The sequence below is a fragment of the Thermomonospora catenispora genome (genome assembly GCF_006363815.1).
GTDB classification, from domain to species: domain Bacteria; phylum Actinomycetota; class Actinomycetes; order Streptosporangiales; family Streptosporangiaceae; genus Thermomonospora; species Thermomonospora catenispora.
Genome location: NZ_RRYT01000001.1, coordinates 298673 through 314563 on the forward strand (window position 1 = coordinate 298673; position 15891 = coordinate 314563).

Consider the following 15891-nt stretch of genomic DNA (forward strand, 5'->3'; position numbering starts at 1 on the left):
ACTGGACAGGCGCGCCTGCCGGGCCGCCCGTCAACGAACGAACATCTGAGCGGCGGCTTCCCCGGCCAGGTCGAGCACCGGCTGGGGCAGCACGCCCAGTACCACAGTAACGGCCAACCCGACGGCCACCGCAGTCGCGGTGGTCGGGCTGACCACCACCGCCGGCCCGTCGGCGTCGGGCTCGCTGAAGAACATCACCACGATCACCCGGACGTAGAAGAACGCCGCGATCGCCGAGGCCAGCACGCCCACGATGACCAGCGGGGTCGCCCCGCCGTCCACCGCCGCGGAGAACACCGCGAACTTGCCGGTGAACCCGCTGGTCAGCGGAATCCCGGCCATCGCCAGCAGGAAGAAGGCGAACGCCCCGGCGAGCAGCGGGGAGCGCTTGCCCAGTCCCGCCCAGCGGCTCAGGTGAGCGGCCTCGCCTCCCGGGTCGCGCACCATGGTCACCACGGCGAACGCGCCGAGCGTGGTGAACCCGTACGCGGCCAGGTAGAACAGCGAGCCCGACAGGCCCTCCCGGCTGGTGGCCACCAGACCGGTCAGGAGGAACCCGGCGTGTGCGATGGACGAGTATGCCAGCAGCCGCTTGACGTCGGTCTGGGTGACCGCGATGACCGCGCCGACCAGCATGGTGAGGATCGCCACACCCCACATCGTGGGCCGCCAGTCCCAGCGCAGCGTCTCGAACCCGACGTAGTACACCCGCAGCATCGCCCCGAAGGCCGCCACCAGCGTGGTGGAGGCCATCAGCGCGGTGATCGGGGTCGGGGCGCCCTGGTAGACGTCCGGCTTCCACATGTGGAACGGCGCCGCGCCCAGCTTGAACAGCAGTCCCACGCTCAGCAGCGCGATCCCGCCCAGCAGCAGCGGCTCCCCGCCGGCGCCCTGGCCGGCCTGCTCGGCGATGTCCGACAGCCGCACCGAGCCGGCGAAGCCGTACAGCAGCGCCGTCCCGTACAGGAAGAACGCCGAGGAGAACGCGCCCAGCAGGAAGTACTTGACCGCCGCCTCCTGCGACAGCAGGCGCCGCCGGCGGGCCAGCCCGCACAGCAGGTACAGCGGCAGCGACAGCACCTCCAGCGCCACGAACATGGTCAGCAGGTCGTTGGCGGCCGGGAACAGCAGCATCCCGCCGACCGCGAACATCATCAGCGGGAAGAGCTCGGTCTGCCGGATCCCCGCCGCCGCGCCGGCCTGCTCGGCCTCCGAGCCGGGCAGCGCGGAGGCCTGCGCGGCGAAGTGGGCGGCACTGCGCTCGGCGATCAGCAGCAGGCCGACCAGCGCCAGCACCAGGATGGTGCCCTGGAGGAACAGCGTCGGGGCGTCCACCCCGATGGCGCCCATCGCGGCGACGTGGAACGGCTTCTCCGACAGCCCCAGCACCAGCGTCCACACCAGCGCCGCCAGCAGCCCGGCGAACGCCAGCGGCACCTGGACCCGGTACCGCCAGCTCCGCCCGACGAACGCCTCGACCAGCACGCCGACCACGGCGACACCGAAGACGATCAGCATCGGCGCGAGCTGGCCGTACTCGATGTGCGGCGCGGGGATGTCCCCCGGTGCCGCGATGACCTGCACTCCGGCGCTCACGGACGAGCCCCCTTCTCGGCGACGGTGGTCGTGGGATCACTCATCTGCACCCGGCTGAGCGTCTGCTGCACCGACGGGTCGATCACGTCGAGGGCCGGCTTGGGGAAGAAGCCCAACGCCACGATGACCGCCAGGATCGGCGCGATCACGACCAGCTCACGCCGGGACAGGTCCTTGAAGCCGGCCACCGCCTCGGCGGTCGGCCCGTTCATGGTCCGCTGGTACATCCACAGGATGTAGATGGCGGCCAGCACGATGCCCAGCGCGGCGAACACCGCGGCCGCCTCGTACCGGGCGAACGTGCCGATGATCACCAGGAACTCCGACACGAACGGCGCCAGCCCGGGCAGCGACAGCCCGGCCAGCCCGGAGATCAGGAACGCCCCGGCCAGCAGCGGCGCGACCTTCTGCACTCCGCCGAAGGCGTCCACCCGCGCCGAGCCGCGGCGCACGATCAGGAACCCGACCACCAGGAACAGCGCCCCGGTGGCGAAGCCGTGGTTGACCATGTAGAGCGCGGCCCCGGCCTGCCCCTGCGAGGTCATCGCGAAGATCCCCAGCACGATGAACCCGAAGTGGGAGATCGAGGTGTAGGCGACCAGCCGCTTGAGGTCGACCTGCCCGATCGCCAGGATCGCCCCGTAGATCACGCTGATCACCGCGAAGGTGACCACCACCGGGGTGGCCCACTTCGAGGCCTCCGGGAACAGCTCCAGGCAGAACCGCATCATGCCGTAGGTGCCGACCTTGTCCAGCACGCCGACGATCAGCACCAGCGCGCCGGCCGGGGCCTGACCGGCGGCGTCCGGCAGCCAGGTGTGCAGCGGCACCATCGGCGCCTTGATCGCGAACGCGACGAAGAAGCCGAGGAACAGCCACTTGGCCACCGTCGGGTCCAGGTCGAGGTCCCCCAGCTCCGACATCAGGAAGGTGTTCGGCCCCTGCACGTACAGGGCGATCACCGCGACCAGCATCAGCAGCCCGCCGAGCAGCGAGTACAGCAGGAACTTGACCGCCGCGTACGACCGCTGGGGGCCGCCGTAGTGCCCGATGAGGAAGTACACCGGGACCAGCATGGCCTCGAAGAACACGTAGAACAGGAAGACGTCGGTGGCTGCGAAGACCCCGACCATCATCGCCTCGAGGGCCAGGATCAGGGCGAAGTAGCCCTTCACCGACCGGGCGGGCGCCCGCTCGCCCTCGGCGACGACGCCGCCGTAGCGCTCGGCGTCGTTCCACGAGGCCAGCATGACCAGGGGGACCAGCACCACCGACATCAGGATCAGCGTCAGCGCGACGCCGTCCACGCCGAGGGCCCAGTGCACCCCGAAGGCGGGGATCCAGTCGTATGTCTCCTCGAACTGGTGGCGCGCACCGCCGGTCTCGAAGCCGGCCGCCATCACGAAGGCGAGGACGGCGACCAGCGACGACAGGCCCAGCGCCACCCGCTTGGCAAGCTCGTCCTTGCCGCGCGGCAGCAACGCCACCAGCAGCGCACCGACCGCGGGGACCGCGATCAGGACGCTCAGCCAGGGAAAGTCGTTCATGGGTTCACCACCAGCGCGGGGCGGGCCGCCGCCGCGATCGGAGTCGAACGGACAGTGCGCATCAGGCGTTCACCGCCAACAGTGCCGCCACCACGACGGCCGCGCCGAAGAACATCGACAGCGCATAGGAGCGGACGAAGCCGGTCTGCAGCCGCCGGACCCGGCCCGAGGTCCCGCCGATCAGGGCGGCCAGGCCGTTGACGATCCCGTCCACGCCCTTGTTGTCGAAGAACACCGCCAGGCGGGTCAGCCACTGACCGGGCCGCATGAGCAGCGACTCGTTGATGGCGTCGCCGTACAGGTCCTTGCGGGCCGCGACGGTGACGAACGAGCCGCGGGGGGCCTGGCGCGGCACCGGGCGGGCGCCGTACTGCAGCCACGCGATCGCCGCGCCGGCCAGCATCAGCACGAACGCGGCGACGCCCGGCGCGGAGATCCAGTGGAACTCGTGCTCCTCGCCGCCGACCACCGGCTCCAGGAAGTGCCCGAACGGGCCGAGCACCAGGAAGGCGCCGGCGCCGACCGAGCCGACCGCCAGCAGGATCAGCGGAACGGTCATCACCGCGGGCGACTCGTGCGGGTGGACGTCCTCCTCCCAGCGGCGCTGCCCGTGGAAGGTCATGAACATCACCCGGGACATGTAGTAGGCGGTGATCGCCGCGCCCAGCAGCGCGCAGCCGCCCAGGATCGTCCCGGAGGTGCCGCCGGAGTCGAAGGCGGCGGCGATGATGCCCTCCTTGGTGAAGAACCCGGACAGGAGGGGGAACCCGATGATCGCCAGGTAGCCCAGCCCGAACGTGGCCCAGGTGATCTTCATCACGGAGGACAGCCCGCCGTAGTGCCGCATGTTCACGTCGTCGTTCATGCCGTGCATGACCGACCCGGCGCCCAGGAACAGCCCGGCCTTGAAGAAGCCGTGCGCGATCAGGTGGGCGATGGCGAACACGTACCCGGCCGGGCCCAGCCCCGCCGCCAGCACCATGTAGCCGATCTGCGACATGGTCGAGCCGGCCAGGGCCTTCTTGATGTCGTCCTTGGCGGTACCGATGATCGCACCGGCCAGCAGGGTGGCCGCGCCGACGATCGTGACCGCCAGCTGCGCGTCCGGGGCCATCTCGTAGATCGGCCCGGACCGCACGATCAGGTAGACGCCCGCGGTCACCATGGTCGCCGCGTGGATCAGCGCCGACACCGGGGTCGGGCCCTCCATCGCGTCCAGCAGCCAGGACTGCAGCGGCAGCTGGGCGGACTTGCCGCAGGCGCCCAGCAACAGCAGCAGCCCGATCGCGGTGGCGGTGCCCTCGCTGATCTGCTGGACGGCCCCGACGTGGTGGGCGCCGGTGCCGAGGATCTCGCCGAACTCCACCGTGCCGAAGGTGGCGAACATCAGCGCGATCCCGATCACCAGGCCCAGGTCGCCGACCCGGTTGACCACGAACGCCTTCTTGGCCGCCGTCGCCGCCGAGGGCTTGAACTGCCAGAACCCGATCAGCAGGTAGGAGGCCAGGCCGACGCCCTCCCAGCCGATGAACAGCCCGACGTAGTTGTCGGCCAGCACCAACAGCAGCATCGCCGCCACGAACAGGTTCAGGTAGGCGAAGAACCGCCGCCGGTCGGCGTCATGGGCCATGTAGCCGATGGAGTAGATGTGGATCAGCGAACCCACACCGGTGATCAGCAGCACGAAGCTGATCGACAGCGGGTCCACCAGCAGGTCCATGTTGAGGGTGAAGTCCCCGACGGTGAACCACTCGTACAGATGGACGGTGCGCCGCCGCTCCTCGTCGCCGTACCCGAGCATCTGGACGAACATCGCCAGCCCGACGACGAACGCGCCCAGCGACATGGCGGTGCCGAGCAGGTGCCCCCACCTGTCGGTGCGCCTGCCGCCCAGCAGCAGGATCGCCGCGCCCGCCAGCGGGAGGGCGATGAGAAGCCAGGCGGCGGCCTGGATGCCTTCGGCCTTCATCGATCGCCTCTCAGTACTTCAGCAGGTTGACGTCGTCCACCGACGACGACCTGCGGGTCCTAAAGATCGTCATGATGATCGCGAGGCCCACCACGACCTCGGCCGCGGCGACCACCATCACGAAGAAGGCGATGATCTGGCCGTCGAGGTTGCCGTGCATGCGGGCGAACGACACGAACGCCAAATTGGCGGCGTTGAGCATCAGCTCGACGCACATGAACACCACGATGGCGTTGCGGCGCACCAGCACGCCGACCGCGCCGATGGTGAACAGCAGCGCCGACAGGACCAGGTAGTGGCCAGGACTCATTTCCCTGCCTCGCCTTCACTCGCGGGGCCGCCGGCGGCCGACGTGCCCGCCTTGGTCTCCCGGACCTCGGCGTCGGCGTCGTGGGCGGCCTCGGTGGCCGCCTTCACCGCCGCGACATCGTGCTCCACCGCCTGCTCCTCGGTCTGGCCGTGCAGGTCGGCGTGCAGGCGCGCGGTGCCGCTGCGCCGCGCGATGATCGGGTTGACCGACAGCTCCGACACGCTGCCGTCCGGCAGCAGCGCGGGCATGTCGACCGCGTTGTGCCGGGCGTAGGTGCCGGGGCCGGGCAGCGGCGACGGGTGCCCGCCGGGGCGGAAGCGCCGCTTGGACAGCTCCTTCTGGGTGGGCCGGGGGGCGTGCCGCTCGCGGTGCGCCAGCACCATCGCCCCCAGCGCCGCGGTGATCAGCAGCGCGCTGGTCACCTCGAACGCGAACACGTACTTGGTGAACAGCAACCGGGCCAGCCCGATCACGTTGCCGCCCTCGCCGTTGGCGGCGGCCAGGCCCATCGACTCCGACAGCGCCGCGTTGCCGAGCCCGGCCACCAGCAGCGCCGCGAACCCGATGCCGGCGATCGCCGCCCACAGCCGCTGCCCGCGGATGGTCTCCACCAGCGAGTCGGTGGAGGACACGCCCACCAGCATCAGCACGAACAAGAACAGCATCAGCACCGCGCCGGTGTACACGATCACCTGCACGAACGCCAGGAACGGGGCGTCCTGCACCGCGTACAGCACCGCCAGCGACAGCATCACCACCGCCAGCATCAGCGCGGAGTGGACCGCCTTGCGCAGGAAGATCATGCCGAGCGCGGCGGCCACGCTGACGACCGCCAGCAGCCAGAACACCACCGGCTCGCCGGCCTGCCCGGAGGTCTGCGCGAGGACCGAGGTCTGTGTATCGATCACTTCTTCTCACCGCTCTCGGCACGTGCCGCGGCGTCGACGCCGGACCGTCGGCCGCCTTCGGACGGGATGCCCGGAGCCTCGTCGGAGTCCTTGAGCCCGAGGCGGTAGTAGTCCTCCTCGGTCTCCCCGAGCCGCATCGGGTGCGGCGGCGCCTCCATGCCCTCGCGCAGCGGCGCCAGCAGCATGTCCTTGGTGTAGATCAGGGACTCGCGGCTGTCGTCGGCCAGCTCGTACTCGTTGGTCATGGTCAGCGCCCGGGTCGGGCACGCCTCGATGCACAGCCCGCACAGGATGCAGCGCAGGTAGTTGATCTGGTAGACGCGGCCGTAGCGCTCACCCGGCGAGTAGCGCTCCTCCTCGGTGTTGTCGGCGGCCTCGACGTAGATCGCGTCTGCCGGGCAGGCCCACGCGCACAGCTCGCAGCCGATGCACTTCTCCAGCCCGTCCGGCCACCGGTTGAGCTGGTGCCGACCGTGGAAGCGCGGCGCGGTGGGCTTCTTCACCTCCGGGTACTGGACGGTCTCGGTCTTCTGGAACATCTGGTGGAAGGCCACCCCGAAGCCCTTGACCGGGTTCAGGAAGTCAGTGAGACCCACTGGCCACCTCCTTGTGCGCAGTGACGTCGGCGCCCGGGCGAACGCCGTGGTAGTGCGGCGCGTCCAGCGGCGGCACGGGGAAGAAGCCCTCGGTCTGCTGCCGCCGGGCCTCGCGGGCGGCCTTCTCGCCCTCGCCGTCGCCCTTGCCCTGCTTGACCATGTCCCAGACGATCGACAGCAGCAGCAGCGCGCCGATCACCGCGGCCGACCAGATCGCCACCTGGGTCATGTCGTGACCCGCGTTGCGCAGCCCGCGGATGGTGGCCACCAGCACGATCCAGGCGAGCGAGACCGGGATCAGGATCTTCCAGCCCAGCTTCATCAGCTGGTCGTAGCGCACCCGCGGCAGCGCACCGCGCAGCCAGATGAAGAAGAAGATGAACAGCCACACCTTGGCCAGGAACCACAGCACCGGCCACCAGCCCTCATTGGCGCCCGGCCAGACGGTGGAGATCGGCGCCGGGGCCCGCCAGCCGCCCAGGAACAACGTGGTGGCCAGGGCCGAGAGGGTCGCCAGGTTGATGTACTCGGCGAGGAAGAACATCGCGAACTTCAGCGACGAGTACTCGGTGTGGAAGCCGCCGACGATCTCGCCCTCGCCCTCGGGCAGGTCGAAGGGGATCCGGTTGGACTCGCCCATCATCGTGATCACGTAGATGAGGAACGAGGGCAGCAGCAGCACCGCGAACCAGCGGTCGGCCTGGGCCGCCACGATCCCCGTGGTCGACATCGTGCCGGCGAACAGGAACACCGCCACGAACGACAGGCCCATCGCGATCTCATAGGAGATGATCTGCGCGGTCGAGCGCAGCCCGCCCAGCAGGGCGTACGGGGACATCGACGACCAGCCCGCCAGCACGATCCCATAAGCGCCCATCGAGGCCATCGCCAGCACCAGCAGCACCGCCACCGGCAGGTCGGTGCCCTGCAGCGGGGTCTGGTGCCCGAAGATCGACACCGTCGGCCCGAACGGGATGATGCTGAAGGCGACGAACGCCGGGGTGGCCGAGATGACCGGCGCCAGGACGAAGACGACCTTGTCCACGCCGCGCGGGACGATGTCCTCCTTCAGCGCCAGCTTGATGCCGTCGGCCAGCCCCTGCAGCAGCCCGAACGGCCCGGCCCGGTTGGGCCCGACCCGCAGCTGCATCCGGCCCAGCACCCGGCGCTCCACCCACATCGTCAACAGCACGGTGAGCACCAGGAAGACGAAGATCGCCAGAACCTTGCCGCCGATCAGCCACCACGGGTCGCGCCCGAAGGACGACAGGGTGGGCTCGGGGGCGGCCAGGGGGACGCTGCTCATGCGGCACCTCCGCTGCCTGCTGCGGCGGCGATCTGCACGATCGCGCCGGTGTCGGCGCCCAGGTCGCGGTACAGCACGCAGCCCTGGGAGTTGGTCGGCAGCCAGACCACCCGGTCGGGCAGATCCGGCGTGATCTCCAGCGGCAGGGTCAGCTCCCGGCCGCCGTGCGCGACGGTGACCGCCTCCTCCGCGCCGATCTCGGCGGCGGTGGCGGGCGACAGCCGGGCCACCGCCGGCTTGGCGGTGCCCGCCAGATGCGGCTCGCCGTCCTGCAGCCGGCCCAGGTCCAGCAGCTGCCGCCAGGTGGCCAGCAGCGCCTGCCCCGGACCGGGCTCGGGCCGGATCCCGGCGGTGACCGACGGGGCGGACGGCCGGTCGCCCCGGTAGGAGCCGAGCGCGGCCAGCTCGCGGCGGGCCGCCTCCGGCTCCGGCAGCGCCAGATGCACGTCCATCTGGTCGGCCAGCGCGTTCAGCACTCGCAGGTCCGGCAGCCGGCCGGGGACCCGCAGCGCCGCCTCGAACGGACGGCCGCGGCCCTCCCAGTCGACGAACGTGCCGGCCTTCTCGGGGACCGCCGCCACCGGCAGCACCACGTCGGCGCGGTCGGTGACCGCGCTGGCCCGCTGCTCCAGGCTCACCACGAACGGGACCGCCTCGAGCGCGGCCAGCGCCGCGGCCGGGTCGGGCAGGTCGTAGGGGTCGACGCCGCCGATGAGCAGCGCCCCCAGCTCCCCGGCCGCCGCGGCGGCCAGGATCTGGGCGGTGTCGCGCCCCGGCTCGGCCGGCAGGTCGGCGACGTTCCAGGCCCGGGCGACCTCGGCGCGGGCGGCCGGGTCGGCGACCGGGCGGCCGATCGGCAGCAGCGTGGGCAGCGCGCCCGCCTCCAGCGCGCCGCGCTCCCCGGCCCGCCGCGGCACCCAGGCCAGGCGGGCGCCGGTGACCTGGGACAGCCGGACCGCGCTGGACAGGGCGCCGGGGCTGGCGGCCAGCCGCTCGCCGAGCAGGATGACCACGCCCGGGGCCTTGAGCTCCTCGGCGGCGGGCTCGTCCCCGGTGACCAGGGCGCCCAGCACCTCGGCCTCACCGCCGGGCAGCGACCGCAGCAGCGTGCCGCCCATCTTGGTCAGCCCGCGGGTGGCGAACGGGGCGATCGAGTAGACCTTCAGGCCCTTCTTGCGGAACGCCTTGCGCAGCCGCAGGAAGACGATCGGGGACTCCTCCTCCGGCTCGAAGCCGACCAGCAGCACCGCCGGCGCCTTCTCCAGGTCGGAGTAGGAGACCTCGATGTCGCGGCCCGCCACCACGGCGGCCAGGAAGTCGGCCTCCTCCGCCGAGTGGGACCGGGCCCGGAAGTCGATGTCGTTGGTGCCGAGCGCGATCCGGGCGAACTTGCTGTAGGCGTAGGCGTCCTCGAGGGTGAGCCGACCGCCGGTCAGCACGCCCGCCCTGCCGCGCGCGGCGGCCAGCCCGCGGGCGGCGGCGGCCAGCGCCTCCGGCCAGGAGGCGGTCTCCAGCTCGCCGTTCTCGTTGCGCACCAGCGGGTGGACCAGCCGGTCGGGCTGGGTGGTGTAGGTGAACGCCCACCGGCCCTTGTCGCAGTTCCACTCCTCGTTCACCTGCGGGTCGTCACCGGCCAGCCGGCGGGTGATCTTCCCGCGCCGGTGGTCGGTGCGCAGCGCGCACCCGGAGGCGCAGTGCTCGCAGACGGTCGGCGTCGACACCAGGTCGAACGGGCGGGAGCGGAACCGGTAGGCGGTGCCGGTGAGCGCGCCCACCGGGCAGATCTGCACCGTGTTGCCGGAGAAGTAGGACTGGAACGGCCTGTCCTCGGCCGCCCCCACCTGCTCCTTGGCGCCGCGCTCGAACAGGTCGATGAGCGGGTCGCCGGCGATCTGGTCGGAGAACCGGGTGCACCGGGCGCACTGGATGCAGCGCTCCCGGTCCAGCAGGATCTGCGAGGATAGCGGGATCGGCTTGGGGAAGGTCCGCTTGGTCTCGGTGAACCGGGACTCCCCGCGGCCGTTGGACATCGCCTGGTTCTGCAGCGGGCACTCGCCGCCCTTGTCGCAGATCGGGCAGTCCAGCGGGTGGTTGATCAGCAGCAGCTCCATCACCCCGTGCTGGGCCTTGTCGGCCACCGGCGAGGTGAGCTGCGTCTTGATCACCATCCCCGGCATCACCGGGGTGGTGCAGGACGCCTGCGGCTTGGGCATCGGGCGCCCGTTGCCGGCGTCGGGGATCTCCACCAGGCACTGCCGGCACGCGCCGACCGGGTCGAGCAGCGGGTGGTCGCAGAACCGGGGGATCTGGATGCCCAGCAGCTCGGCGGCCCGGATGATCAGGGTCCCCTCCGGAACCTCGATCTCGAACCCGTCGATGGTGCACTTGACCATCGTCGGCTGCTGTTCGACCTCTGCGGAGGTCTTGTCGGTGACCGTCACTGCTCACCTGCCCACACGGTCGACTTGGCGGGGTCGAACGGGCACCCGCCCTGCTTGAAGTGCTCGATGTACTCGTCGCGGAACAACTTGATCGACGAGGTCACCGGGCTGGTCGCGCCGTCGCCCAGCGCGCAGAAGGACCTGCCGAGGATGTTGTCGGACAGGTCCAGCAGCGTCTCGAGATCCTCCTCGGTGCCCTGACCGGCCTCCAGCCGCTTGAGCATCTGCTTGTACCAGTAGGTGCCCTCGCGGCAGGGGGTGCACTTGCCGCACGACTCGTGCGCGTAGAACTCCGACCAGCGCAGCACCGCCCGCACCACGCAGGTGGTCTCGTCGAAGATCTGCAGCGCCCGGGTGCCCAGCATCGACCCGGCCGCTCCGACGCTCTCGAAGTCCAGCGGGACGTCCAGGTGCTCCTCGGTGAACAACGGGGTCGAGGAGCCACCCGGGGTCCAGAACTTCAGCCGGTGGCCCTTGCGGATGCCGCCGGCCATCTCCAGCAGCTCCCGCAGCGTGATGCCGAGCGGGGCCTCGTACTGGCCGGGCCGGGTGACGTGCCCCGACAGCGAGAAGATGCCGAAGCCCTTGGACTTCTCGGTCCCCATCGAGGCGAACCAGTCGGGCCCGTTGGCGACGATCGAGGGAACCGAGGAGATGGACTCGACGTTGTTGATCACAGTGGGGCCGCCGTACAGGCCGGCCACCGCCGGGAAGGGAGGCTTGAGCCGGGGTTGTCCGCGGTAACCCTCCAGCGAGTCCAGCAGCGCGGTCTCCTCGCCGCAGATGTAGGCCCCCGCGCCGGTGTGCACCACCAGGTCCAGGTCGTAGCCGCTGCCGAGGATGTTCTTGCCGAGGTAGCCGGCCTCGTACGCCTCGGCGACCGCCTGCTGGAGCCGGCGGATCACGTGCAGCACCTCGCCGCGCACGTAGATGAACGCGTGGTGGGAGCGGATCGCGTAGGCGCTGATGATGATCCCCTCCACCAGCACGTGCGGGTTGGCCATCATCAGCGGGATGTCCTTGCACGTGCCCGGCTCGGACTCGTCGGCGTTCACCACCAGGTAGCGGGGCTTGTCGCTCTTGGGCGGCAGGAACCCCCACTTCATGCCGGTGGGGAAGCCCGCGCCGCCGCGGCCGCGCAGCCCGGAGTCCTTGACTGCCTGCACGATCTCGTCCGGCTGCATCCGCAGCGCCTTGCGCAGCGCCCGGTAGCCGCCGTTGCGCCGGTACGCGGTGATGGTGAAGGAGTCGGGCTGGTCCCAGTTGCGGGACAGCACCGGGGTCAGCGTGGTGCTCATCTGTGGATGTCCCCCTGGGTCTCGGAACCGGCGGCGGGGTCGTCCGGCTCGGGCCGGTCGGCGTCCGCGGGCGGCGCCGTCCAGCCGTTGCGCTTGGCCAGCTCCAGACCCGCCAGCGTCTGCGGTCCGGCCTGCGGGCCCTCACCCGCGCGGCCGTCGGGGAAGCCGGCCAGCACCCGGGAGGCCTCCTTCCAGGTGCACAGCCGGTTCGGGCCGCGGGTGGGGGCGACCTCCTTGCCGGCGCGCAGGTCGTCGACCAGCTGCTTGGCCTTCTCGGGAGTCATGTTGTCGAAGAACTCCCAGTTGACCATCACCACCGGCGCGAAGTCGCAGGCGGCGTTGCACTCCAGGCGCTCCAGCGAGATCTTGCCGTCCTCGGTGGCCTCATCGTGGCCGACGCCGAGGTGCTCGCTCAGCTCCTCCCAGATCTGGTCGCCGCCCATCACCGCGCACAGCGTGTTGATGCACACGCCGACGTGGTACTCGCCGGCCGGCCGCCGCTTGTACATGGTGTAGAAGGTGGCGACCCCGGTGACCTGGGCGGGGGTGATGCCCAGCTGCTCGGCGCAGAACTCGATGCCGTCCTGGCTGATGTAGCCGTCCTCCGACTGCACCAGGTGCAGCAGCGGCAGCAGGGCCGAACGCGGCTTCGGGTACCGCGCGATGATCTCCTTGGCGTCCCGCTCCAGCCGGGCGAGCGTCTCAGGTGGATATCCCATCAGCGGTCCACCCCTCCCATCACGGGGTCGATGCTGGCGACCGCGGCGATCACGTCCGCGACCATGCCGCCCTCGCACATGGCGGGCGTCGCCTGCAGGTTGGTGAAGGACGGATCACGGAAGTGCACGCGGTAGGGGCGGGTGCCGCCGTCGCTGACCACGTGCACGCCCAGCTCGCCGCGCGGGGCCTCCACCGCGGCGTAGACCTGTCCGGCCGGCACCCGGAAGCCCTCGGTCACCAGCTTGAAGTGGTGGATCAGGGCCTCCATCGAGGTGCCCATGATGTGCGCGATGTGCCGGGGGGAGTTGCCCATCCCGTCGGTGCCGATGGCCAGCTGGGCGGGCCAGCCGATCTTCTTGTCCTCGATCATCACCGGGCCCTTGGTGACCGACAGCCGGTCCAGGCACTGCTCGATGATCTTGAGGGACTCCTCCATCTCCTTCACCCGCACCAGGTACCGGCCGTACACATCGCAGGTGTCCTCGGTGGCGACCTCGAACTCGTAGGTCTCATAGCCGCAGTACGGCTGGGTCTTGCGCAGGTCCCACGGCAGCCCGGTGGCGCGCAGCACCGGCCCGGTCACCCCGAGGGCCATGCAGCCCTCCAGGTCCAGGTAGGCGATGTCCTTGGTGCGGGCCAGGAAGACGGGGTTGGCGTCCAGCAGCTTGCGCAGCTGCTTGATCCGCCCCGGCATCCGGTCCAGGAACTCGCGGACCTTGGTGAACCCGCCGTGCCCGATGTCCTGGGCGACGCCGCCCGGCCGGACGTAGGCCATGTTCATCCGCAGGCCGGTGATCTCCTCGAACACGTCCAGGGCGTACTCGCGCTCGATGAAGCCGTTGAGCATCACCGTGGTGGCGCCCAGCTCCAGCCCGAACGTGGCGATCGCGACCAGGTGCGAGGAGATCCGGTTGATCTCCATCATCATCACGCGGATGATCTGGGCCCGCTCGGGGATCTGGTCGGTGATCCCCAGCAGCTTCTCCACGGCCAGGCAGTACGCCGTCTCGTTGAAGATCGGCGCCAGGTAGTCCATGCGGGTACAGAACGTGGTCCCCTGGGTCCACGTCCGGTACTCCATGTTCTTCTCGATCCCGGTGTGCAGGTAGCCGATGTTCAGCCGGGTCTCGGTGACGGTCTCGCCGTCCAGCGTCAGGACCAGCCGCAGCACCCCGTGCGTGGACGGGTGCTGGGGGCCCATGTTGACGACCAGCCGCTCGTCGTCGCCCTCCTCGGCCGCGGCCACCACCTGGTCCCAGTCGCCGCCGTCGACGCCCAGGACCTTGCCCTCGGCGACCTCTTCGGCGTAGGCGTCGTACTCGGTGTACTTGGCAGAGCTCATCAGACGTACGACCTCCGCTGGTCGGGCGGCGGGACCTGTGCACCGCGGTACTCGACCGGGATCCCGCCCAGGGGGTAGTCCTTGCGCTGCGGGTGGCCCACCCAGTCGTCGGGCATCTCGATGCGGGTCAGCGCCGGATGGCCGTCGAAGATGATCCCGAAGAAGTCGTAGGTCTCCCGCTCGTGCCAGTCGTTGGTCGGGTAGATCGACACGATCGACGGAATGTGCGGATCGGCGTCGGGGCAGGTGACCTCGACCCGGATCCGCCGGTTGTGGGTCATCGACAGGAAGTGGTAGACGGCGTGCAGCTCGGCGCCGGTGTCGGCGGGGTAGTGCACGCCCGACACCCCGGTGCACAGCTCGAACCGCAGGTCGGGCTGGTCACGCAGGGTCTGCGCCACCGTGGGCAGGTGCTCCCGCCGGACGAAGAAGGTGATCTCGCCGCGGTCCACCACGACCCGCTCGACCGCCTCGCCGAAGTCCGGGAGCGCCCGCTCCAGGGCGTCGGCGACCTCGTCGAACTCCCCGGGCTCGCCGCCGCCCCCGGGACCGCCGTAGGGCCGGGGGCTGGAGACCTTCGGGGACTGCCGGATGAGCAGCCGGCCGTACCCGGAGGTGTCGCCGCTGCCCTTGACGCCGAACATGCCCTTGCGGACGACGGGCTGGTTCAGCCGGTCCTGCGCCGCGTGCGCGGGGAGCTTGTCGGCGCCCTGTTCGGCCTGCTGTTCGGGATGCTGGCTGCTCATGAGATCGCCCCCTGACCCTGGCCCAGCAGCGGAAGCTGACGGCGCTTGGCCTCCTCCAGCTCGGCGATCTGCTTGCGCCGGTGCGGGCCCAGCTTGGTGTTCTGGATCTTGTCGTGCAGCTTGACGATGGCGTCGATCAGCATCTCCGGCCGCGGCGGGCAGCCGGGCAGGTAGATGTCGACCGGGACGATGTGGTCCACGCCCTGCACGACGGCGTAGTTGTTGAACATGCCTCCGGAGGAGGCGCACACGCCCATCGCGATGACCCACTTGGGCTCGGTCATCTGGTCGTAGATCTGCCGCAGCACCGGGGCCATCTTCTGGCTCACCCGGCCCGCCACGATCATCAGGTCGGCCTGCCGGGGCGTGGCCGCGGCGCGCTCCATCCCCCAGCGGGAGAAGTCGTGCCGGGGGTCGCCGGCGGCCATCATCTCGATGGCGCAGCAGGCCAGCCCGAAGACGGCCGGCCACGTCGAGCTCCGGCGGGCCCAGCCCGCCACCTGCTCGACGGTGGTCAGCAGAAAACCGCTGGGGAGCTTCTCCTCAAGACCCATCTCAGTCCCACTCCAGACCGCCGCGCCGCCACACGTAGGCGTACGCGACCAGCACGGTGACGATGAACAGCACCATCTCGACCAGCGCGAAGATCCCCATGCTGTTGAAGGCGACCGCCCACGGGTACAGGAAGATGATCTCGATGTCGAAGACGATGAACAGCATCGCCGTCACGTAGTACTTGATCGGGAACCGGCCGCCGCCCACCGGCTGCGGGGTCGGCTCGATCCCGCACTCGTAGGACTCCAGCTTGGCCCTGTTCCACCGCTTGGGGCCGGTGATCGCGGCCGCGCCGACCGAAAAGACGGCGAACGCCAGTGCCAGCAGGCCCAGCACCACGATCGGAACATAGAGATCCATCGGTCTCTACACCCCCTCCTCGGTTCGTACGGCGTTGTACGGGGTGCACGCCGCCGCGCCGTCGGCGCTGGGGGACGCCGGCGGTGGGGGCGCGATGGCGGCGTGACCGGGGACCCGGGTGTGGTGCCGGTCTCGGTCACGGGTCGCCACCTTAGTCAGGGTGGTCATCGCAACATCCCTCGGGGGCCCCGATCGTG

The 15891-nt window shown here is 70.5% G+C and carries 15 protein-coding genes; all 15 read right to left on the reverse strand.

Translation table 11 applies throughout. The annotated features are described in order from the left end of the window. Positions 1-30 precede the first annotated feature (30 nt). Positions 31-1596 carry an NADH-quinone oxidoreductase subunit NuoN gene (nuoN, locus tag EIO00_RS01425; protein WP_140174897.1) on the reverse strand — a complete coding sequence of 522 codons (1566 nt, stop codon included), beginning with the start codon at positions 1594-1596 and terminating at the stop codon, positions 31-33. Beyond that, a complete protein-coding gene (locus EIO00_RS01430; protein ID WP_140174899.1) occupies positions 1593-3143 on the reverse strand; it encodes an NADH-quinone oxidoreductase subunit M in 1551 nt (516 codons plus the stop codon). Before EIO00_RS01430 ends, nuoN begins: the two co-directional genes overlap by 4 nt. Before the next feature lie 61 nt (positions 3144-3204). Continuing rightward, positions 3205-5112 (reverse strand): NADH-quinone oxidoreductase subunit L, encoded by a 1908-nt coding sequence (gene nuoL / locus EIO00_RS01435; protein ID WP_140174901.1) that lies wholly within the window; start codon positions 5110-5112, stop codon positions 3205-3207. 10 nt (positions 5113-5122) lie between these two features. Continuing rightward, entirely contained in the window at positions 5123-5422 is a 300-nt protein-coding gene (gene nuoK, locus EIO00_RS01440; protein ID WP_140174903.1) for an NADH-quinone oxidoreductase subunit NuoK, read from the reverse strand. Further along, the gene (locus EIO00_RS01445) at positions 5419-6330 is read right to left on the reverse strand and encodes an NADH-quinone oxidoreductase subunit J (RefSeq protein ID WP_140174905.1); all 912 of its coding nucleotides are present in this window, start codon (positions 6328-6330) and stop codon (positions 5419-5421) included. Before EIO00_RS01445 ends, nuoK begins: the two co-directional genes overlap by 4 nt. Beyond that, positions 6327-6926, reverse strand: a complete 600-nt coding sequence (nuoI, locus tag EIO00_RS01450) for an NADH-quinone oxidoreductase subunit NuoI (RefSeq protein ID WP_140174907.1) — start codon at positions 6924-6926, stop codon at positions 6327-6329. Before nuoI ends, EIO00_RS01445 begins: the two co-directional genes overlap by 4 nt. After that, the gene (gene nuoH / locus EIO00_RS01455) at positions 6913-8232 is read right to left on the reverse strand and encodes an NADH-quinone oxidoreductase subunit NuoH (RefSeq protein WP_140174908.1); all 1320 of its coding nucleotides are present in this window, start codon (positions 8230-8232) and stop codon (positions 6913-6915) included. Before nuoH ends, nuoI begins: the two co-directional genes overlap by 14 nt. After that, positions 8229-10673, reverse strand: coding sequence for an NADH-quinone oxidoreductase subunit G (locus tag EIO00_RS01460; protein ID WP_140174910.1), 2445 nt, complete (start codon positions 10671-10673; stop codon positions 8229-8231). The genes nuoH and EIO00_RS01460 overlap by 4 nt, the downstream gene beginning before the upstream one ends. Then, positions 10670-11971: an NADH-quinone oxidoreductase subunit NuoF gene (gene nuoF, locus EIO00_RS01465; RefSeq protein WP_140174912.1), complete on the reverse strand. Its 1302-nt coding sequence runs from the start codon at positions 11969-11971 to the stop codon at positions 10670-10672. Before nuoF ends, EIO00_RS01460 begins: the two co-directional genes overlap by 4 nt. Beyond that, positions 11968-12690, reverse strand: a complete 723-nt coding sequence (gene nuoE, locus EIO00_RS01470; protein ID WP_140174916.1) for an NADH-quinone oxidoreductase subunit NuoE — start codon at positions 12688-12690, stop codon at positions 11968-11970. Before nuoE ends, nuoF begins: the two co-directional genes overlap by 4 nt. Further along, complete coding sequence (locus EIO00_RS01475) at positions 12690-14033, reverse strand: NADH-quinone oxidoreductase subunit D (RefSeq protein ID WP_140174918.1); 1344 nt, start codon at positions 14031-14033, stop codon at positions 12690-12692. The genes nuoE and EIO00_RS01475 overlap by 1 nt, the downstream gene beginning before the upstream one ends. Further along, a complete protein-coding gene (locus EIO00_RS01480; RefSeq protein WP_140174920.1) occupies positions 14033-14779 on the reverse strand; it encodes an NADH-quinone oxidoreductase subunit C in 747 nt (248 codons plus the stop codon). Before EIO00_RS01480 ends, EIO00_RS01475 begins: the two co-directional genes overlap by 1 nt. Further along, positions 14776-15333, reverse strand: coding sequence for a NuoB/complex I 20 kDa subunit family protein (locus tag EIO00_RS01485; RefSeq protein WP_140174922.1), 558 nt, complete (start codon positions 15331-15333; stop codon positions 14776-14778). The genes EIO00_RS01480 and EIO00_RS01485 overlap by 4 nt, the downstream gene beginning before the upstream one ends. Before the next feature lies 1 nt (position 15334). Next, positions 15335-15694, reverse strand: a complete 360-nt coding sequence (locus EIO00_RS01490) for an NADH-quinone oxidoreductase subunit A (RefSeq protein ID WP_140174924.1) — start codon at positions 15692-15694, stop codon at positions 15335-15337. A 6-nt stretch (positions 15695-15700) separates the two neighbouring features. Next, a complete protein-coding gene (locus tag EIO00_RS24050; protein WP_161602624.1) occupies positions 15701-15862 on the reverse strand; it encodes a hypothetical protein in 162 nt (53 codons plus the stop codon). Positions 15863-15891: the final 29 nt, after the last annotated feature.